Source organism: Bradyrhizobium sp. HKCCYLS1011 (assembly GCF_051167795.1).
GTDB lineage: Bacteria > Pseudomonadota > Alphaproteobacteria > Rhizobiales > Xanthobacteraceae > Bradyrhizobium.
The window spans coordinates 225,001-243,710 of the sequence record NZ_JBNPTT010000008.1 but is presented as its reverse complement, the minus strand read 5'-3'; the positions used below and the strand labels follow the sequence as shown (position 1 = coordinate 243,710).

At 63.1% G+C, this 18,710-nt stretch carries 19 protein-coding genes and 1 tRNA gene; 11 read left to right on the top strand and 9 right to left on the bottom strand.

The window, feature by feature from the left end:
- Nucleotides 1–1,250 precede the first annotated feature (1,250 nt).
- Nucleotides 1,251–1,394 (top strand): hypothetical protein, encoded by a 144-nt coding sequence (locus tag ACQR1W_RS26955; protein WP_434853642.1) that lies wholly within the window; start codon nucleotides 1,251–1,253, stop codon nucleotides 1,392–1,394.
- 157 nt (nucleotides 1,395–1,551) lie between these two features.
- On the opposite strand, the gene ACQR1W_RS26950 is transcribed toward ACQR1W_RS26955, so the two are convergent.
- The 6 genes from ACQR1W_RS26950 to ACQR1W_RS26925 form a co-directional block, all read right to left on the bottom strand.
- Nucleotides 1,552–1,839 (bottom strand): hypothetical protein, encoded by a 288-nt coding sequence (locus tag ACQR1W_RS26950; protein WP_434853641.1) that lies wholly within the window; start codon nucleotides 1,837–1,839, stop codon nucleotides 1,552–1,554.
- Nucleotides 1,840–2,537: 698 nt separating this feature from the next.
- Nucleotides 2,538–2,750: a hypothetical protein gene (locus tag ACQR1W_RS26945; RefSeq protein WP_434853640.1), complete on the bottom strand. Its 213-nt coding sequence runs from the start codon at nucleotides 2,748–2,750 to the stop codon at nucleotides 2,538–2,540.
- A 147-nt stretch (nucleotides 2,751–2,897) separates the two neighbouring features.
- Nucleotides 2,898–3,092: a hypothetical protein gene (locus tag ACQR1W_RS26940; RefSeq protein WP_434853639.1), complete on the bottom strand. Its 195-nt coding sequence runs from the start codon at nucleotides 3,090–3,092 to the stop codon at nucleotides 2,898–2,900.
- A gap of 105 nt (nucleotides 3,093–3,197) precedes the next feature.
- Nucleotides 3,198–3,392: a hypothetical protein gene (locus ACQR1W_RS26935; RefSeq protein ID WP_008972733.1), complete on the bottom strand. Its 195-nt coding sequence runs from the start codon at nucleotides 3,390–3,392 to the stop codon at nucleotides 3,198–3,200.
- An 860-nt stretch (nucleotides 3,393–4,252) separates the two neighbouring features.
- The gene (locus tag ACQR1W_RS26930; RefSeq protein WP_434853638.1) at nucleotides 4,253–5,185 is read right to left on the bottom strand and encodes a transglycosylase SLT domain-containing protein; all 933 of its coding nucleotides are present in this window, start codon (nucleotides 5,183–5,185) and stop codon (nucleotides 4,253–4,255) included.
- Nucleotides 5,186–5,631: 446 nt separating this feature from the next.
- A tRNA-Met gene (locus tag ACQR1W_RS26925) sits at nucleotides 5,632–5,708 on the bottom strand.
- A gap of 482 nt (nucleotides 5,709–6,190) precedes the next feature.
- Here ACQR1W_RS26925 and ACQR1W_RS26920 point away from each other — a divergent pair.
- On the top strand, nucleotides 6,191–7,624 hold the full coding sequence (locus ACQR1W_RS26920; RefSeq protein ID WP_434853637.1) for a coniferyl aldehyde dehydrogenase: 1,434 nt from the start codon (nucleotides 6,191–6,193) through the stop codon (nucleotides 7,622–7,624).
- Between the two features lie 105 nt (nucleotides 7,625–7,729).
- On the opposite strand, the gene ACQR1W_RS26915 is transcribed toward ACQR1W_RS26920, so the two are convergent.
- On the bottom strand, nucleotides 7,730–8,491 hold the full coding sequence (locus ACQR1W_RS26915) for an SDR family oxidoreductase (RefSeq protein ID WP_434853636.1): 762 nt from the start codon (nucleotides 8,489–8,491) through the stop codon (nucleotides 7,730–7,732).
- A 117-nt stretch (nucleotides 8,492–8,608) separates the two neighbouring features.
- Here ACQR1W_RS26915 and ACQR1W_RS26910 point away from each other — a divergent pair, with 117 nt between their 5' ends.
- Entirely contained in the window at nucleotides 8,609–9,124 is a 516-nt protein-coding gene (locus tag ACQR1W_RS26910; protein WP_434853635.1) for a CvpA family protein, read from the top strand.
- Between the two features lie 140 nt (nucleotides 9,125–9,264).
- Nucleotides 9,265–10,047, top strand: coding sequence for an SDR family oxidoreductase (locus ACQR1W_RS26905; protein WP_008972726.1), 783 nt, complete (start codon nucleotides 9,265–9,267; stop codon nucleotides 10,045–10,047).
- A gap of 192 nt (nucleotides 10,048–10,239) precedes the next feature.
- On the opposite strand, the gene ACQR1W_RS26900 is transcribed toward ACQR1W_RS26905, so the two are convergent.
- Nucleotides 10,240–10,695 carry a DUF3775 domain-containing protein gene (locus tag ACQR1W_RS26900; protein WP_434853634.1) on the bottom strand — a complete coding sequence of 152 codons (456 nt, stop codon included), beginning with the start codon at nucleotides 10,693–10,695 and terminating at the stop codon, nucleotides 10,240–10,242.
- A gap of 350 nt (nucleotides 10,696–11,045) precedes the next feature.
- On the opposite strand from ACQR1W_RS26900, the gene ACQR1W_RS26895 reads away from it, so the two are divergent.
- The 3 genes from ACQR1W_RS26895 (at nucleotide 11,046) to ACQR1W_RS26885 (ending at nucleotide 13,532) form a co-directional block, all read left to right on the top strand.
- Complete coding sequence (locus tag ACQR1W_RS26895) at nucleotides 11,046–11,888, top strand: fumarylacetoacetate hydrolase family protein (RefSeq protein ID WP_434853633.1); 843 nt, start codon at nucleotides 11,046–11,048, stop codon at nucleotides 11,886–11,888.
- A gap of 144 nt (nucleotides 11,889–12,032) precedes the next feature.
- Nucleotides 12,033–12,647 (top strand): glutathione S-transferase family protein, encoded by a 615-nt coding sequence (locus tag ACQR1W_RS26890; protein ID WP_434853632.1) that lies wholly within the window; start codon nucleotides 12,033–12,035, stop codon nucleotides 12,645–12,647.
- A gap of 15 nt (nucleotides 12,648–12,662) precedes the next feature.
- Nucleotides 12,663–13,532, top strand: a complete 870-nt coding sequence (locus ACQR1W_RS26885) for an MBL fold metallo-hydrolase (protein WP_434853631.1) — start codon at nucleotides 12,663–12,665, stop codon at nucleotides 13,530–13,532.
- Between the two features lie 47 nt (nucleotides 13,533–13,579).
- Here the strand turns inward: ACQR1W_RS26885 and ACQR1W_RS26880 are convergent, their stop codons facing one another.
- On the bottom strand, nucleotides 13,580–14,122 hold the full coding sequence (locus ACQR1W_RS26880; RefSeq protein ID WP_008972720.1) for a methylated-DNA--[protein]-cysteine S-methyltransferase: 543 nt from the start codon (nucleotides 14,120–14,122) through the stop codon (nucleotides 13,580–13,582).
- 151 nt (nucleotides 14,123–14,273) lie between these two features.
- Here ACQR1W_RS26880 and ACQR1W_RS26875 point away from each other — a divergent pair, with 151 nt between their 5' ends.
- The 4 genes from ACQR1W_RS26875 (at nucleotide 14,274) to ACQR1W_RS26860 (ending at nucleotide 18,615) form a co-directional block, all read left to right on the top strand.
- On the top strand, nucleotides 14,274–15,530 hold the full coding sequence (locus tag ACQR1W_RS26875; protein ID WP_434853630.1) for a M20/M25/M40 family metallo-hydrolase: 1,257 nt from the start codon (nucleotides 14,274–14,276) through the stop codon (nucleotides 15,528–15,530).
- Nucleotides 15,531–15,668: 138 nt separating this feature from the next.
- Nucleotides 15,669–16,469: a phytanoyl-CoA dioxygenase family protein gene (locus ACQR1W_RS26870; RefSeq protein ID WP_434853629.1), complete on the top strand. Its 801-nt coding sequence runs from the start codon at nucleotides 15,669–15,671 to the stop codon at nucleotides 16,467–16,469.
- A 201-nt stretch (nucleotides 16,470–16,670) separates the two neighbouring features.
- A complete protein-coding gene (locus tag ACQR1W_RS26865; RefSeq protein WP_434853628.1) occupies nucleotides 16,671–17,984 on the top strand; it encodes an NAD(P)H-dependent oxidoreductase in 1,314 nt (437 codons plus the stop codon).
- A gap of 25 nt (nucleotides 17,985–18,009) precedes the next feature.
- A complete protein-coding gene (locus ACQR1W_RS26860) occupies nucleotides 18,010–18,615 on the top strand; it encodes a cupin domain-containing protein (protein ID WP_434853627.1) in 606 nt (201 codons plus the stop codon).
- The last annotated feature ends 95 nt before the right edge of the window (nucleotides 18,616–18,710 follow it).

Genomic DNA, 18,710 nt, shown 5'->3' with positions numbered 1-18,710 from the left:
ACTACATTTTCGCCACAATTCCAGATGGATTCGCAGTTTTGAAACCCGCTGATGCGCTGAGGTACCAGCGCGCCTGCGCGCGGCTCTCACGTGTCTGGACCAGCGGGGCAAGCCGGTCGCCACGAGAGCGTGACACAGCTTCAAGACCATGAAGGCAGCCCGCTAGCAGCAGCGGCGCTTGGTATGGAGATCAGAAATTGCTCAATAGGGCTGGCGAGCGCGGCGGCAATGGCTGCCAAATCAATCCAGAATCAATGCCTTATGACGTCTTCCCAACCGGAAGACGACTTCACAGGGTCGCTCCGAAATAGCGAACGTTGGGGACAGCCGCTGCTACGAGAGCCAGACGGCGACGGCCGGAAGGCCCGATCCGCCGAGTTCGTCCGGACGCTGATCGATCAAGCGACGTTCATGCCCGCCGCGCTGACCTCGCGCTCGTGCCCCGCGGTCCTCCAGCCGAGCGTCTTCTGCATCGCGCTCGGCCTTCCGAACTTCGGCGCGAAGCTTCTTCAGTTCGCGAAGAAGCTCAGCGAGTTCGTGGCAGTTCAACGCTCGCGGCATAACAGATACTCCTTTTGCTCATATCGTTTGTCGCGCCTACGCGCGTCGCGTTCACGGCATGCGTGTTTTTTTCTACCGCTTGATTCCAGACGCTCCGCTGCTAGTGCAGACCCGCTTTCCGCGGGAGCATTAGTTGTCGCTCCAAGCCTACTGGAAGAACCTCACTCGCTTGTGACACTCGACCGCGTCGCGGTGAATGTTCGCGCCGATCATCGCTTCGAGGAAGCTCCACTAAAGACTTAGATCCGCATGTCTGGCTCCGAGCTCAATGTCCTCGCCTCGTCCGGACCTTCGGTATGAAAGCACCCCGGCGCAGCATGAGCACGCCGACCGAAGTCGTGATATGAACCATCTTCCCATCTTCGAGGTTGAGCCCTAGCTCTGTTCCGAGGGAGATGCGTATGCGATTTGCGATTGCAGCAGCCCTGGTATTGGGAATCAATTCATCTGCCGGAGCGCAGACCCAGCCGACGAGGTCGTCAGCGTGGCCCACCATTCCGACCACCCCGGAGGCCTACCCGACGAGCCCCTTAAGTCCATGTGCGCGCTCTTACAATCCGACAAGCTCGTGTTTTGCAGACACGATTTATCCTGCTTTCTCGGCGGTCACGCCTGAGATTGTCCCCAGCCCGAACCCTCAATCGAAAGGCGAAAGCAGGCCTACCGATTCGAACGAGGCCAGTGCCCGTATGAAGGCGAAGGGTTACGACGTCGCCGAGCTCTATCAGGATGATCGCGGCGTCTGGCGAGGCCACGCGACGCTGAAGGACGGGCGTCCCGCAGAAGTGATCCTGGATCTGGACGGCAACATCTATTCGATCCCGAGACGCTAGTTCGTTGGGTGCCGGCGAGCAGCCTCGTGGCCAGGCTCAATCAATGAAGTGCGCCAGGCGACGCAAGCAGGTTTGAGCTGAACACCGGGTGAGCGAAAGCGTCGCGCAGAACACTCGCGTTTGCATCGATGGATGCACGCTTCTGTGCAGACGAGCGCTAACGGACACACCGTAGAACTACGGCTTTGCCGCGCGCACCGACGCGTATTTCGGCGGCAACATTCGCGGAGCAGAACTCCACAAATCCCGTCAGATCGGAACAGGTGCTTATGAAGGCGTTCCCATCAGCGCCGTGACCGAAATTCAACAGGATGAAATCATTTTGCTCTGGGAATGAAACTGGCTTGAAACAGACGACTTCTAGAGTTTCGATGAACGCGTTTTCAAGGGACAAAGCCATGTTCGAATCGATTGCCGCCATCACCGCCCTCTTCAGCGTCAGCATTTTCTTCGTCCACGCGCTTGATGCTTTTGCTCAATCACCCTGGAAGTAGTCATCCTGGATTGATGACGAGCTGCCGATCCGGAGCGGCTGCAAACTTCAAGCAGCGGCGAAGAGCGAACGGCCGAACCTGATCTCAACTTCTCCGCCACCGGTCTGAACGCACTGACGAACGCAAACTTCCGCAACGAGCTATCCTCTACCGAGCCCAACCGGACTTCACCGGGCGGGAAAGATTTCCGCGTGATCTGTCGATGCTGCGCTCAATCTCTCCTCTAGCCTCAGCTCCATCGTCCTGGCGGACATGTTCGGCTGAGCAGGTCGCACTCGCTAATTTCGCGAGAGCAGGTTCGGCAATTGCCGCGCCAGCGCCTCGCATGCGGTCGGTGGGCTGAGCGTTCAGTTGGTACCCGATCCATTGTGAAAACGAAGCACGGTTCTATACTCAACCCGGCATGGATCGTGATTTGAAAGAATTAGCGCTCGGATCAACCGCTCTCGTCGTATTTGGGGCCATGCTGGTGGTCTGGCCGTCATTTGGCGAATTTCTGGAACAGTTCGTTGTCTCGCAGCTCAGGCATTTGGCCCAAGCGGTGCTCAGGCAGAGCTTTTGAAATTCGCTTTGAGTATGGATTTCGAAAATTCGAACGCGTTCGGTGCCCGACGGAGGCCGGGCCGAGTTTGAAGAATGGCCGATCCCGTCAGCCGGGACGATGCTTGTTCATCAGTTCGCAGGATCGTCTGCGATAGTAGCCGCGCTGCTCGACCTGTTCGCGAATGACTTCACTAACAGCGCGCACGCGCTTTCTCTTCGACCAGCTTTCACCCAGTTCGGACGGTACAGGATATCCTCTCGGAACGACCAGGAGATCGTTCCTGCGGTTCAAATATACATCGTAAATGCGAATACTCATTCGACGCACGTTATCCGTGCGCACTCAAACATTGGTTGCGTAGGAGCAACAGTGTTTCGGAATCTTGCCTTCAGATTCTTGATCTCAGATTCTCAGCTTCAGAATCTTGGCGCTTACTGCAGATCGAAATCTTCGAGTGCTCGATGCTCACCCCAGATAACCATCACAAGCATCACCGCTACTTGCGGCGCGCAATTCCTGCGCCCGCGCCAGCCTCTCCCAATCTTCCGCGAGCTTGAGCCAAGCGGCCTTGTCACAGTCATTATTCGCCAAATTGGCGTTGCGGGCACACTCCTCGGCTTTCCGACGGAGTTCCTCAGGGTCGAGCTCGAGCTTGCACATCCACACCTCCACTTCAGGAGTGGTGAACGCTATTCGGCCTGCAAAATCACCTGTGCGCGGCGGAATGGGTCTCGACCGCTTATGCATGGTAGGATGCGCAACTAATTAGGTTGGTAAAATATTACTCGTTCGGCGAACGCGTTCCTCGAGGCAGGCCCGGAACACGGCGTCCGCTTCCTTCATGTGGTTGCGGATCTCGCGTCGCTCAAATGGCGTGACGAGGGGTTCGGCGAGGCGCCGCCACGCCTGCAGCTGCCACCTCTTCAAAGCTTCGATCTTACGATCCAAGGCATCGGCCATGACGGCGTCCAGCAATAATGCGACGAGGCTTCCAACAAAAAATTGGCCCGTTCCGGGCTCAAATATTCAACTCAGGCTGCCATGTTTGCCTGGGACAAAACGACAATCAAGCCCGTAAGCACGCCCAGCGCCCGCGTTGGATGAGCGCGATACCTTTTTCGGCCGATGCTTTCGATTGGCGCGAATTTGCTAACGATCGGTTAGTACCGCCCATCTATAACGAGCTTGCAGAGTGTTTGTCCGACGCCCTTTAGGCGGTGCACATGCTGAAATCAGTCGCAGCAGCCCTCTTTGCGTTCAGTTTTTTAAGCCAGGCCGATCAATTCCTGTCCCAAGGCAGGTATACTGAGGGTCTGATCTTGATCGCGCGTCACGTGGTCCGATCCTTCGTGGGTTAGGCGCCTATCGGCCCCGAGGCGCTCTCGTTGCGCCGCCCGCATCCTTGGACAAGATCTTCGGGCCAAAGGATGCGCTCGCGGATCGACGATCCTCGCCCAAAGCTGGGAACCGCTCCAGCCTCCCGCCGATTACCAGACAGGAGGACAAACCTATGAAGACGGTTCTTACCCTGCTCGCGACCTGGATCGGACCGAACCTTGCGCTTCCGGCTTTCGCCTTGTGGCAGCGCTCACCGATGTTGCGACGCCAACTGATCGATCGCGCTCTCCAGCTCGCGGCGCTTAGCCCACATCCGCGTACTCCTGCCGCGATCACCATCGCTCGCCGGCGACGGTGATCACCACGGCGCGGCCGGCTTGACGGAAGCAACTCGCCCATCCGGCATATCAAACGATCCGGTCGTTGTTACAGACCTGACAATGGCCGCCGGACACATTGAAGCCCGCGCTATCCGGCGTGCCTCATGCGCCCCTGCGCTTCACGAGGCAGGCGCCGCCGGCGCGGTGAATGCGTCGGCAGAGATCGTCGGCTTCGCGGCGCGTGTTGGCGCCAATGCGAACCTGAAAAAACGAGCTGGTGCCGCGAACGCGCAGCAACAATGGATCATCCTGCGGACCAACGACAGCAGTCAGGTTCTTGATCGCGCGCACATACATGGCGAGCGCCTGATCTCGATTGAATCCTGCAGCGAGCTGCACGCCCCACGGCTTGACGACGGCGCGTGTCACCCGCTGCGCAAGCTGGGCGACGAAGCGGTTGGGCGCACGTCTGAGCAACGCGATCAACTCGCGGCAACTGGTGCTCGGCGCGCTCCTGGTTGCTTGGTCGCTCTTGCTCACCTTGGCCCAGTCGTCAATGCTGGTTCCGGTAATCGCAAGCACGTAGTTGCGTGTTTCCTCCGGCATCCCGCCTGACCCCGCGAGCCATTCCTGCACGCGCCTTGGACCGGCGTTATAGGCCGCGGCAGCGAGGCCGAGATTGCCGAACTGCTTGCGCAGCTCGTCCAGAAACTCGGCGGCCTTCGGCAGCGCTTGCACCGGGTCGAGCGGATCAAGCAGCCTGCGCTCCCGCGCCGTCGCCGGCATGAATTGCGCGATGCCAAGCGCACGCTGACCGTTCCTCGTCACCGGCCCGATGGCATCGGCTTGAAAGCGGCTTTCCTGCCATATGACCCGCGCAAAGAATTCGAGCGGCAGATCGCTCGCCCGTGCCGAGGCTTCAATCGTCAGGCACAGCGTCTCTTGAGCATCGTGGTTTTGGATGGCTTCTGCGCCTTGTTGAGTGCCATCCTTGTTGTTGTCGGTGGCACTCGTCTGCTCGCCAGCGCCGGTCGCGCGACCGGCCTCAGCGAGAGCCGGATCGGCGAGTGCCGCCTGCCCCGCAAACAGGAGCATGAGAGAAAAAACCGTCGCAAAGAACTTGGCGGAAAAAGATACTGGCGGCATGTCTTGAGAGTGGCACACGATCCGACGCCCGGCCCGGAAAATTCAGGTCCGCGGTTCAGAATTCGTTCTGCCATAACCCTGGCTGACCGACAATTCGCGCCACCGCGCATATGCGCGCTCGGTTCCGCGAAACACGGCGAGCAGCTTCGTCGCGAAGGTCGTCGTCGCAGCTCGTGCTGTGATCGATCGGGAGACTGTTCCGATCCGACGGTTGATCGTCGTCGATCCACGCCGTCGGAAGCGCCGAACCAGCTCATCGACATGATCGGATCGCAGCGCACCGCGAGGGCGGTCATCAACGAACATTCAGGCTTGGTACGCCCATGGGTCGAACAGGGTGGCCACCGAGCCCGAGCCTCGGCGCTTGTTCAATCCGCTCATAACATCTCGAACTTTGGTTGCGGGGATAGGATTTGAACCTATGACCTTCAGGTTATGAGCCTGACGAGCTACCGGGCTGCTCCACCCCGCGATAAACCGAAGTCGCGCTTGTCAACAAACCAAATAACCGAACGATCCTGGCTGACGCTCCTCGCGCGCCGGTCATCCGTCCATTAAGGCTTCCTGAGAAGGCTTAAACCCCGCTGGCCGGGCCGGCCGTGGGGTGCGGGCGGTATGTACCAACGCCGGGCCGGTTTGGAAAGGCCTCAGGCCAATTTTTTTCCAGATTTGTGACAGCCGAAAGCGGGTCGGCGAAAGGCAAAATTGCATATATAAAACAGAACGTTATTTGCACGCCGCCGTGCTCCTTGGCGGATCGGTCTCGATCGGGGCGGGCAGCACCGCTCTCCGCTTGGCCGGTGCTGCCAGAGCGCGCTGTCGCCGGCCGCTTGTGCCGTCCCTTGCCGCGCCATGCCTTGCCAAGGGTTCCGCAAAGCGCCAGCTTCAGATGGCACATGTCGGCTGCAGGCCGGGAATCAAAACGCGCCGCAGGACACGCCCGGGAAAACGTCCATGGACCAGTCGCTGAAAGAGCCGCCTCTGTCCGCCCTCGATGACGCCTTCCATGCCATGGTCGAGCTGTCGCGCGGTGCGCCGCCGCCGGCTTTGCCAGCGCGGCTGTCGCGATTGAAGCGGTTGCGGGCCGTGCTCGCGGACAATGAGCAGCGTTTCACCCAGGCCATCTCGGCGGATTTCGGCCACCGCTGCGCGATCGAGACCACCATCGCCGAGACGCTGTTTCTGCAAGGCGAGCTCAGGCACGCCATCAAGATGCTGCCGCGCTGGATGAAGACGCGATGGATTTCGACCGCGCTCCAGTTCTGGCCCGCGGCCAACCGGCTGATGCCGCAGCCGCTGGGCGTGGTCGGGATCATCGCGCCCTGGAACTATCCGCTGCAACTGACGCTCGCCCCCGCTCTCGGCGCCATCGCCGCCGGCAATCGCGTCATGATCAAGCCGAGCGAGCTGACGCCGTGCTTTTCTGCGCTGTTGAAGGAGCTGATCGCGGCCAACTTCGAGCCGACCGAGCTCTTCGTCACCGGCATCGAGGAGGGCGTGGCGGAAGCGTTCGCGCGCCTTCCCTTCGATCATCTCGTCTTCACCGGCTCGACCCGGGTCGGCCGCATCGTCGCCGAAGCCGCAGGGAAAAATCTCACCCCGGTCACACTCGAACTCGGCGGCAAGTCGCCGACCATCATCGATGCTTCGGCCGATCTCGACGAAGCCACCCAGCGCATCGCCTATGCCAAGTTGCTCAATGCCGGACAGACCTGCATCGCACCGGACTACGTGTTCGTGCCCGAGGCCCGGCTCGCCGAATGCGCCGACAAGATTCACCGGCACATGCTCACGATGTTCGGCACCGATCCGCAAAACCCGGACTACACCGCGATCATCTCCGACCGCCATTATCAGCGGCTGGAGGCCCTGGCCGAGGACGCAGCCACGAAAGGCGCAAGGCTATTGCGGCCGCCCAATGCCGATGATCCCGGCTGGAGACAGCAGCGCAAATTCCCGCCGACGATCGTCGCCGGCGCCACGCCCGAGATGGCGATCATGCAGGAGGAGATCTTCGGGCCGCTGCTGCCGATCATGGCCTATCGCGACCCGAAGGACGTCATCGCCTACATCAACGCTCATGACCGGCCGCTGGCGCTGTACTGGTTCGGCACCGATGACGCCGCGCGCGACGAGGTGCTGGCGCGCACGGTCTCCGGCGGCGTCACCATCAACGACTGCCTGTTGCACTTCGCGCAGATCAACCAGCCGATGGGCGGCGTCGGTGCCTCCGGCACCGGCTGCTATCATGGCGAATGGGGGTTCAACAGTTTCAGCAAGCTGAAGCCGGTGTTCTATCGGTCACCGCTCAACCGCATGGCCGATCTCTACCCGCCCTATGGCGCCAAGATCGCGCGGCTCGAGAAGCTGCTGCGGTGGTTGAGTTAGCTGCGTCATTCCGGGTCGCGCGCGAGCGGTCCGGCCTCAGGAATTGTGGCGCGGGATTCCGTGTTCAACGCTGATGCGTCGCCCAGGAATGACGGGGGAGACAATTCAGGTCAGCAGGAAACCGCCATCGACGGTGACGACGCTGCCGGTCATGTAGCGCGAGGCGCTGGAGGCCAGCAGCATGATGGCGCCGTCGAGATCGCTCTCTTGGCCGACGCGCCGCTGCGGGATGCGCTTGATGAGCTTCTCGCCCGCCGGCGTTTCCCAGATGTCGTGGTTGATCTCGGTATCAATATAGCCCGGCGCCAGCGCGTTGACGCGGATGTTGCTGGCGGCGAGTTCCAGCGCCAGCGCCTTGGTCGCCTGGATCACGGCCGCCTTGGAGATCGCATAGGGCGAGATGAACTTCACCACGCTGGAGCCGAGCACCGAGGCGATATTGATGATGTTGCCGCCGCTCTTGCGCCCAATCATGCGGCGCGCCACCTCGGTTGCGGCGAAATAAGCGCCCTTCAGGTTGGCGCCGATCACCGCGTCCCAATCGGCCTCGGTCTGTTCGACCGCGAGCTTTTCCACCGCGATGCCGGCGTTATTGACCAGCACCGTGATCGGGCCGAGTGCGGCTTCCGCGGCATCGATGGCCTTGGCAATCGAATCCGTGCTGGTCACGTCCATTGCGACGGCGGCAGCGCGGCCGCCACGGCCGCGGATCTCCTCTTCCAGCGCTTTCAACTTGGCGGTCTGCCGCGCTGCGAGCGCCACGGCCGCGCCATGCGCCGACAGCACCCGCGCGAATTGCCGGCCGAGCCCCTGACTCGCCCCGGTGATGAGGATGGTCTCGTTGGCCACGTCGAACAGATCGGACATGCTGCAATCCCTTAGCGTTTCCTCGTTCCCTTTGCTGGCGTTGATACAGACGATTTGACGCAGCGCAAACCGGAATTGTTTACGGGTTCGGGGCATAGGATCGCCGGGGGAGCAGCCATGAACAGCTTCGATCTCGCCGTCTATGCCGCGCTGCTGATCGCCGTGGTGACCGGCTTCAACACCGGACTGTTGCGCAGCGCGATCACGATCCTTGCTTATCTGTTGGCGATGCCGCTTGCGGTGGCGGCGACGGCGAGCCTGGCGCCGCACCTTCAGCCGCAGCCGGCCTCGCCCATGCTGCAGAACTGGACGCTGTTCTTCGTCACGTTTCTCGTGATCGGCATGATCTGCGGAAAGCTCGGCCGCATGATGCTCGATGAAGCGGTCGGAGCGGAGGCCGGGATCGGCGACCGGCTCGGTGGCGCGGCGCTGGGCGCGCTCCGCGTCAGCATGGTCGCTACGACCGTCGTGCTGGTGTTCGACCAGCTGGTGCCGCCCGAGCGCCAGCCCGGCTTTCTCAACGGCTCGCAGCTGCGGCCGCTGTTCTCGCTTGCAGCCCAGAAGGGCTTTCGGTCGCTGCCGCCGGAAGCTGCCGCAGCGGTCGAGAAGTTGAAACAGGAACGGCGCATCTGATGCCGCGTTGCGGCAGAGCCGAGTGGCGGGACGAGGCATGCAATTCAGCAAGGGCCGTTTGCGCTTATCAGCCGGGCTCGCCCTGGTTAAGATGAGACCTCATCTTCAAGCCGCAATCTGACTTCGTGGAGTGATCAATCGTGGATCTCGGGATTAAGGGCCGCCGCGCCATCGTCTGCGCATCCAGCAAGGGACTGGGCCGCGCCTGCGCCATCGCGCTGGCCAATGAGGGCGTTGACGTGACCATCACCGCGCGCGGCGCCGAGGCGTTGGCCAAGACCGCGGCCGAGATCCGCGCGGCCAACCCTGCTGTCACCGTGACCGAGGTGGCCGGCGACATCACCACGCCCGAGGGCCGTGCTGCGGTCCTGAAGGCCTGTCCGGAGCCGGACATTCTGGTCAACAATGCCGGCGGTCCGCCGCCGGGCGATTTCCGCAACTGGACCCGCGACGATTGGATCAAGGCGCTCGACGCCAACATGCTGACCCCGATCGAGCTGATCAAGGCGACGGTGGACGGCATGATGGCGCGCAAATTCGGCCGTATCGTCAATATCACCTCGGCCGCGGTGAAGGCGCCGATCGACATCCTCGGCCTCTCGAACGGCGCCCGCGCCGGCCTCACCGGCTTCATCGCCGGGCTGTCCCGCAAGACCGTGATCAACAACGTGACGATCAACGCGCTGCTGCCGGGCCCGTTCGAGACCGACCGCCTGATCGGCACGGCGAAGGCGGAATCCGCCAAGCGCGGCATCCCGGCGGAGCAAATTCTCGCTGACCGCGCCAAGACCAACCCCGCAGGCCGCTTCGGCGATCCCGAAGAGTTCGGCCTGTTCTGCGCTTTCCTGTGCGGGGCCAAGGCCGGCTACATCACCGGGCAGAATATCCTGCTCGACGGCGGCTCCTTCCCCGGCACGCTGTGACGTCCGCCACCCTCCTGGAGGGGGAGGGTCGAGCGCGAAGCGATCGGGGTGGGGTGATCGCAAGATATGCGAGTGCGGCGACTTCACCCCACCCGATCTCACATTTCGCTACGCTCATGTGAGCCGGCCCTCCCCCTCCAGGGGAGGGTGAAAGGCCGCATCGCTTATCGTTCACTGCGGTCCGCCGATCGGCTAGCGCTTCGTGATCTCGTCCTCGTCGCGCTCGCTCGGGCTCGAGGAATCCGCGGTGGTCCGTTCCTCGGTCCAGTCGACGCCGAACGCCTCCAGCCCCTCGGCGAGCAGATCACCCAGCATCGGCTCGCCCAGCAGATAGCGGGCGGTATGCCGGTCGCGCTGGCCTGACGCTTCGGCCCGCAGATCGTCCCAGTCCTCGATGTCGCCGTCGCCGCGGCCGAGCCGCATCAAGGCGACGAGATCAGTCTGCTCATCCTCGGTGAGCGCGTTGATGAAGCCGGTGATCTCGCGCACCACCGGATCATTGCCGGAATCCTCGAGCACATCGAGCATGTCGTCATCGGCGGCATTCGACCCGGAGTCCGGATCGGTGGCATCCTCCTTGACTTCGAACTCCCGTGCCTTCTCGATCAGAAACGCGACCTTCTCGGGCGATATCGTCAGCTCTGGCATCTTAATCTCCTCTTCGCCGACAACGCCGGCTGTCAAAAGACGATCCATCGCGCGGGCGAGCGTAGGCCCGCACCGTCCAGGCTCAACGACAAGATGAGATCGAGGCCTCACCCGTGCAATGGAGGGGCGGACAAGTTGAGGGGGATTGTCGGCACCCCGGGCGCCACTGCCGTGCCTTTCGGTCGAGGCCCGAGGCTAATTCCGGCCTCCCCCCCGGAATGCGCAAATGCCGGCGTCGGACCGCCAGCCATGCCTCCCAGCCATGCCTTGCCGCGATTGAAATTCATATCCTCTTGCGCCATGACAATGGCCTCTGGAATGCCAGAGACTGGTCAAGGGAGAGAAACCAGATGAAGCTTGTTCGTTACGGCGACAAGGGCGCGGAAAAGCCGGGCCTGATCGATAAGTCCGGCCAGTTGCGCGACTTGTCGGCCCATATCAAGGACCTCGACGGCGCCGCTTATGCGCCGGAGTCCCTGAAGAAGCTCGCGGCAATCGATCCTGCTTCCCTGCCTGCCGTTTCCGGCAATCCGCGGCTCGGCGCGCCCGTCACCGGCATCTCGAAATTCGTCGCGATCGGCCTGAACTATTCCGACCACGCCAAGGAGACCGGCAATCCGATCCCGGCCGAGCCGATCTTTTTCCTGAAGGCCAATACGGCGCTGTCCGGCCCCAATGATCCGGTCGAGAAGCCGCGCGGCTCGACCAAGCTCGACTGGGAGGTCGAGATCGCCGTCATCATCGGCACGCGCGCCAAATATGTTTCCGAGGCCGAGGCGCTCAATTACGTTGCGGGTTACACGATCTGCAACGACGTTTCCGAGCGCAATTTCCAGATCGAGCGGCTTGGACAGTGGACCAAGGGCAAGTCGCACGACACCTTCGGCCCCGTGGGTCCGTGGCTGGTGACCAAGGACGAAATTCCTGATGTCCAGAAGCTGTCAATGTGGCTCGACGTCAACGGCCAGCGCCGTCAGACCGGAACCACTGCGACCATGATCTTCTCGCTCGCGAAGTGCATCTCCTATGTCTCGCAATTCATGACGCTGCTGCCGGGCGATATCGTCACCACCGGCACGCCGCCCGGCGTCGGCATGGGCATGAAGCCGCCGACCTACCTCAATGTCGGCGACACCGTCACGCTCGGCATCGAAGGCCTCGGCGAGCAGCGCCAGGTGATCGTCGAAGCGTGATTGTCGAAGCGTAGTTGGCGGCCCCCTCGACGTCATGGCCGGGCTTGTCCCGGCCATCCACGCTCGTGATTGCGTCGAGGAAGACGTGAATGCCCGCGACACGCGCGGGCATGACGACGGAAAGAGTCATCGCAGGGCATCACTATGAAACTCACCTTCTCTCCCTCTTCTCCCTTCGCACGCAAGGTGCGCATCGCGGCCATCGAGCTCGGGCTCATCGACCGGATCGAGCTGGTGCCGACCACAGCCACGCCGGGGCAAGCGGACGAGGCCTATTCCCGCATCACCCCGCTGAAGAAACTGCCGGTCCTGATCCTCGACAATGGCGACGTGATCCTGGATTCCTACGTCATCACCGAATATCTCGACGAGCTCGCCGGTGGCGGCAGACTGATCCCCGCCTCCGGGCCTTCGCGCTGGAAGGTCAAGAGCGAGCATTCGATGCTGCAGGGCATGCTCGATTCCATGCTGCTGTGCCGCTACGAGGCGATGGTGCGCCCCGAGGCGCTGCGCTGGACAGCCTGGCGCGACGACCACTGGAACCGGGCCTGGACCGGCATGGCGCGCTTTGCGGGCCAGCCGGATCTTCTGACCCGTCCGTTCGATGTCGCCGCGATCGGCCTGACCTGCGTGCTCGGCTATGCCGATCTGCGCTTTGCCGATTGCGGCTGGCGCAAGGCCTATCCAGCGCTGGAGGCGTTCTATCAGAAGGCGCTTGAGCGGGACTCCGTCAGGGTCTCGGCGCCACCCGCCGCGTAAACGAAGGAACAGCTCGTGACATCGACATTTTCCGTGGGCGATTTCACCATCCGCCGCATCGTCGAGCAGGAAATCCCGTTCTTCGCTGCACGCGAGATGTTCCCCAATTTGACGCCTGAAATGCTCGACGAGAACCGCGAGGGCCTGAAGCAGGCGGGAGCGATCGACGATCGCGATACCTTTATCCTCTGCTTTCAGTCCTATGTGGTGAAGACGCCGCATCACACCATCCTGATCGACAGCTGCATCGGCAACGACAAGCGGCTGCCGAGGTATCCGACCTGGAACATGAAGAGCGACGACAGCTATGCGCGGGCGCTCGCGGCCGCCGGTGTCGGGGTTGCCGACATCGACATCGTGATGTGCTCGCATCTGCATGCCGACCATGTCGGCTGGAATACGAAGGCAGACAACGGCCGCTGGGTGCCAACTTTCCCGAACGCGCGCTATGTGTTCGGCAAACGCGAATACGACCACTGGACGGCGCAGAACGAAGCGGCCGAAGTGCCGCCGTTCGTGGAGAGCGTGCTGCCGGTGGTCGAGGCGGGCCGGGCCGATCTCGTCCGCGATGATTTTGCGATCGGTGATCACGTGCGGATCGTTCCGACCCCTGGTCATACGCCGGGCCATATCGCCATTGCGATCGGCAAAGGCAGGGACGATGCGCTGTTTGCCGGAGACTTGATCCACTCGCCGCTGCAGCTGCGCTATCCGGAGCTGTCGCCGAGATTCGACGTCGACCCGGTGGAATCAGCTGCGACGCGGCGGCGGTTCCTGGAGCGCTGTTGCGACAGCGATGCGCTGTGCTGCCCCGCCCATTTCCCCTCACCCTCGATCAGCAGGATCCGCCGCAAGGGCACTGGGTTCACCTGCGAGTGGGTCTAGTCGCGCCTGCGTCCGGCTGACGACGACACCGGCGCGCCGTCACGACCTCAATCGAACAGGCTCGGCGTATGGTTCACGGCCGCGCCCTCGATGGCGAGCATCTTGAGCTTGGTGTCGACCCCGCCGCGGGCTGAGAAGCCGCCCGGCTTGTTGCCGGCTGCGAGCACGCGATGGCACGGCACCACGATCGGGCACGGGTTGCGGCCGAGCGCCTGGCCGACATCGCGCGACAGTTCCACGCCGCCAAGCTGCTTGGCAATGTCGCCATACGTCATGGTCTTGCCGGGCGGGATCGCCCGCGCGATCTCGTAGACGCCCCGATTAAACGCCGGCACGTCATCGAGATCGAGCGGGATATCGGTGAGATCATCGGCTTCGCCGGCCAAATGGCGCGTGATGCGCGCGATCGCGTGGCTGACCTGCGGCGTCGGCGCAGCCTCGTCGATCTCGCCGAAGCGCTGGCGCATCCGAACGCGGGTCTTTTCCGGGCTCCCCATCGGCAGTTGCACGCCGTTGATGCCGCGCGGACCCCAGGCGATCGCGCAAGCGCCGATCGCCGTCTCGAACAGTGCGAAATGCTCATTTGGCATGGCAGGCTCCATCGTTTGCTGCCCCATATAAATCTTCAGCTGAGTCTAGGCTTGGAGAATGTTGCGATCCACCCGGATTCTGCCAATCTCGGCTGATGGCGTCCTCGCGCCTGGGAGCCGCGCTTTGCGCCGCCTTTGACAGGGATCATTGATGAAAGCTCGCTTCGCTCACCTCACTGCAGCCGCCCTGCTTGCGATCGCCTGTGTCCCTTCGATGGCCCGGGCGGCGCCGGACGAGAAGCTCAAGGCAGCGGCGGAGCAGGCCAAGCCAGCGCTGATCGACACCTTGCGCGACATGGTGCTGATCGAATCCGGCTCGAGCGACGTCGGGGGCTTGCGGAAGATGGCCGACTTCACCGAAGCGCGATTGAAGGCGCTCGGCGCCACCACCGAGCGGCGCAAGACCACGCGCGGCGCCGGCGCCGACATGGTGATCGGAACGTTCGAGGGCACCGGCCATCGGAAGTTGATGCTGATCGCGCATATGGACACGGTGTATCAGCCGGGCATCCTGAAGACGGAGCCCTATCGCGTCGAGGGCGATCTGATCTACGGGCCCGGGATCGCCGACGACAAGAGTGGCATCGCGGTGATCCTGCACAGCCTGCAGATCCTGAAGGACATGGGCTGGCACGACTATTCGAAACTGACGGTCTCCTTCAATCCCGACGAGGAGGTTGGCTCGATCGGCTCCGGCGAATTCATCTCGCAGCTCGCCGATCAGCATGATGTTGTTTTGTCCTGCGAACCGACTGCCGCGCGGCCCGGAGCGCCACACGAGACGCTGCGGTTGGGGGCGAGCGGCACGGCGACGGGAACGATGGAGGTGACGGGGCGCGCGTCGCATGCCGGGGCTGCGCCGGACCGTGGCCGCAACGCGCTGATCGAGCTCGCGCATCAATTGCTGCAGGCCAAGGATGTCGCCAAGTCGATACCAGGCACGCAGCTGAACTGGACCACCGCGAAGGCCGGCACCGTGCGCAACCAGATTCCGGAGAAAGCGAGCGCCGGTGCCGATATCCGGCTCACCATTCCCGACGGGATCGAGAAGCTGCAGGCCGCACTTGACGAAAAGATCAAGAACCATCTGGTCCCCGACACTGAGGTCAAGATCACGATCGAGCCGGGCCGGCCGGCCTTTGTGGCCGGCGAGCGCGGTCGCGCATTGGCGGAAGAGGGAAAGGCGATCTACGCCGAACTCGACCGTCCGCTGGACATCGTCGGCACTACCGGCGGCGCCACCGACGCCGGCTTTGCCAACCGCAGCGGCAAGGCCGTGGTGGTGGAGAGCTTCGGGCTGGCCGGCTTCAATGCGCATGCCCATGATGAATATGTCGACACGACCTCGATCGTGCCGCGCCTCTATCTGATGACGCGGATGCTGATCGAGCAAGGCAAGAAGCCGTAGGGCCGTCTTGCAGACGCGCGCTCCGGCAGCAAGACCGGACGCGCGTCGTGGACGATCGGATGATCGTTCGCCGGAAGATGCGGGAGTGAACAACCACGGCGCACGTCAGTGCGAACCGCTCGACAAGGAGGACGCGCCATGAGATTGGACGACGACCAGGTGCAATTTTTCAACCGCGAGGGCTGGCTGTTCCTGCCCGAGCTGTTCAGCCGTGAAGAGACCGAATTCCTGGCGCGCGAGGCAGAGGCGATCTACGCCGCCAACCGGCCCGAGGTCTGGCGCGAGAAGAGCGGCGCGCCGCGTACCGCCTTTGCCGCCCATCTCTACAACGAGGCGTTCGCGGCGCTGGCCGCGCATCCCCGCATGATCGAGCCGATCGAGCAGATCTTCGGCGAGGGCGTCTACATGCATCAGTTCAAGATCAACGCGAAATCCGCCTTCACCGGCGATGTCTGGCAATGGCACCAGGACTACGGCACCTGGAAGCGTGACGACGGCATGCCGGAGCCGCGGGCGATGAACATCGCGATCTTCCTCGATGAGGTCATGCCGATCAACGGTCCGTTGATGCTGGTGCCGAAGAGCCAGCATGCCGGCGATCTCGAGGCCTCGCACGACCTTCAGACGACGTCCTATCCGCTCTGGACGTTGGATGAAGCGACGGTGACCCGGCTGGTCGATCAGGGCGGCATCGTCGCGCCGACCGGCAAGCCGGGCGGCATGCTGATGTTCCATGGCAATCTCGTGCATGGCTCGGCCGGCAACATCACGCCCTATCCGCGCAAGATCGTGTACCTGACGCTGAATGCGGTCTCGAACTACATCCGGACCCCCACGCGGCCGGACTACATCGCCCATCGCGATTTCACGCCGATCATGGCGACCGATGACGTTGCGCTGCTGCGGCTCGCGCGGGCGCATCGCGAAGCGGCGGAGTAGAACAGGCCATCAGCTTCGAATGAGGTCGTCATGCCCGGGCTTGACCCCGGGCATCCATCCGCCAACTCGTTGCTCTCGTGTGGATGGATGGCCGGGCCTTCGCCGCGCCGAAGGGGCTTCGGCCCCGCAGGCGGGTCAAGCCCGGCCATGACGGGCAAGTGATAATCGCCCAGAGCGAAGCCAAAGTTGAGCTGGATGTCCATGAACCTCTTCTCCCTCCTCCAAGCCCGCAACGCCGCCGGCAAGCCGGTTCGGGTGGCGCTGATCGGCGCCGGCAAGTTCGGTTCGATGTTTCTGTCGCAGGTCCCGCACGTCCCGGGCCTCGAGGTCTCCGTGATCGTCGATCTCGATCCGCAGCGCGCCCGGGATGCATGTAAGACGGTCGGCTGGGACGAGGCCCTGATTGCCGCGACGACGTTCACGCCCGATCCGGCGAAGGCAATGGCTGACGATGTCGAGGTGGTGGTCGAAGCCACCGGCAGCCCGGCTGCCGGCATCCGCCACGCGCGCGCGGCGATCGCTGCGGGCAAGCACATCGTCATGGTGAATGTCGAAGCCGACGTGCTCGCGGGTCCGCTGCTGGCGGCTGAAGCCCGCGAGACCGGCGTGGTCTATTCACTCGCCTATGGCGATCAGCCGGCGCTGACCGCCGAAATGGTGGACTGGGCCCGCGCCACCGGCTTTCGCGTCGTCGCCGCCGGCAAGGGCACCAAGTACCTGCCCACCTATCACGATGTGACGCCCGACAACGTCTGGCAGCATTACGGCCTGACGGCCGCCGAGGCGCAATCCGCCGGCATGAATCCGCAGATGTTCAACTCCTTCCTCGACGGCACCAAATCCGCGATCGAGATGGCGGCGATCGCGAACGCAACCGGGCTCAACGTGCCGTCGGAGGGCCTGTTGTTTCCGCCCTGCGGGGTCGACGATCTGCCGCATGTGCTGCGGCCACGCGCAGCCGGCGGCATCCTGGAGCAAGCGGGACTGGTAGAGGTGGTATCATCGCTCGAACGCGACGGCCGCCCGGTGTTCCGCGACCTGCGCTGGGGCGTCTACGTCGTCCTGGAAGCGCCGAACGATTATGCGGCCGACTGTTTCAGGCAGTACGGACTCAAGACGGACGCCAGCGGCCGCTATGCCGCGATGTACAAGCCCTATCACCTGATCGGCCTCGAGCTGAACATCTCGATCCTGTCGGCCGCGCTGCGCAACGAGGCGACCGGCCAGCCGCGCGGCTTCCGCGGCGATGTGGCCGCGGTGGCGAAGCGCGATCTCGCGACGGGCGAGATGCTCGACGGCGAAGGCGGCTATACGGTGTGGGGCCGCCTGATGCCGGCAGAGACGAGCCTCCGCCTCGGCGCGCTGCCGATCGGGCTCGCCCATCGCGTGAGACTGATCCGGGACGTGGCCCATGGCGCTGTGGTGCGCTGGAGCGACGTCGAGGTCGACGCCAATGATGAGACCGTGAAAGCTCGCAGGGCGATGGAAGCAGCAGCTTCGAAGACGTCGCGCTGAAGCTGCGACCGGGCGGGAAGCGAGCGTGGTTACAGTCGTAACCATTTCGAACGTCGACGACACGCTTCTGCAATCCGTCGCACCGATGACCATCGGCGCAAGGTCTGCCCGCCGGCTGATGTGCATGGTGCCCTTGGACGGCGCTGGCGGCCGATCCGAGAGGGAGTTCATCGTGCGAAAGCTACGAAGTGTTGGGTTTTGGGCGGGAGCCGCAGCAGCGTCACTGGCATTGCTTGGCTTCCCGGCGGCGGCCGAGGAAAAGCCGGCGCTCACGGCCGTTGCGCCGGTCACCGTGACGCAAATCCTGTCGACGCTGGAGACCGCGAGCGGTCAACCGATCGTGATGCCGCAAAAGGATGCGCAGATCGTCGTCTCGACCTTCGAAATCGCACCGGGCGCCAAGCTGCCGGAGCACAAGCATCCCTATCCGCGCTATGGCTACGTCCTCGATGGGACCCTGCGCGTGACCAACACCGAGCTGAACAAGACCGAGACTTACGGCTTCGGCAGCTTCATCGTCGAGGCGGTCGGACAATGGCACAAGGCCGAGAACGTCGGACCGGTCCCGATCAAGCTTCTGGTGATCGACGTGATGGAAAAGGGCGCCAACAACACCGTCCTGAAGCAGTGATCGCGCGTGCCTTCCATCGAGGAGGCATGACGGCGCGATCATCCATGGCCGCAGGCAACGCCCCGATCCTGACCGGGGCGTTGCACGCAACTGTT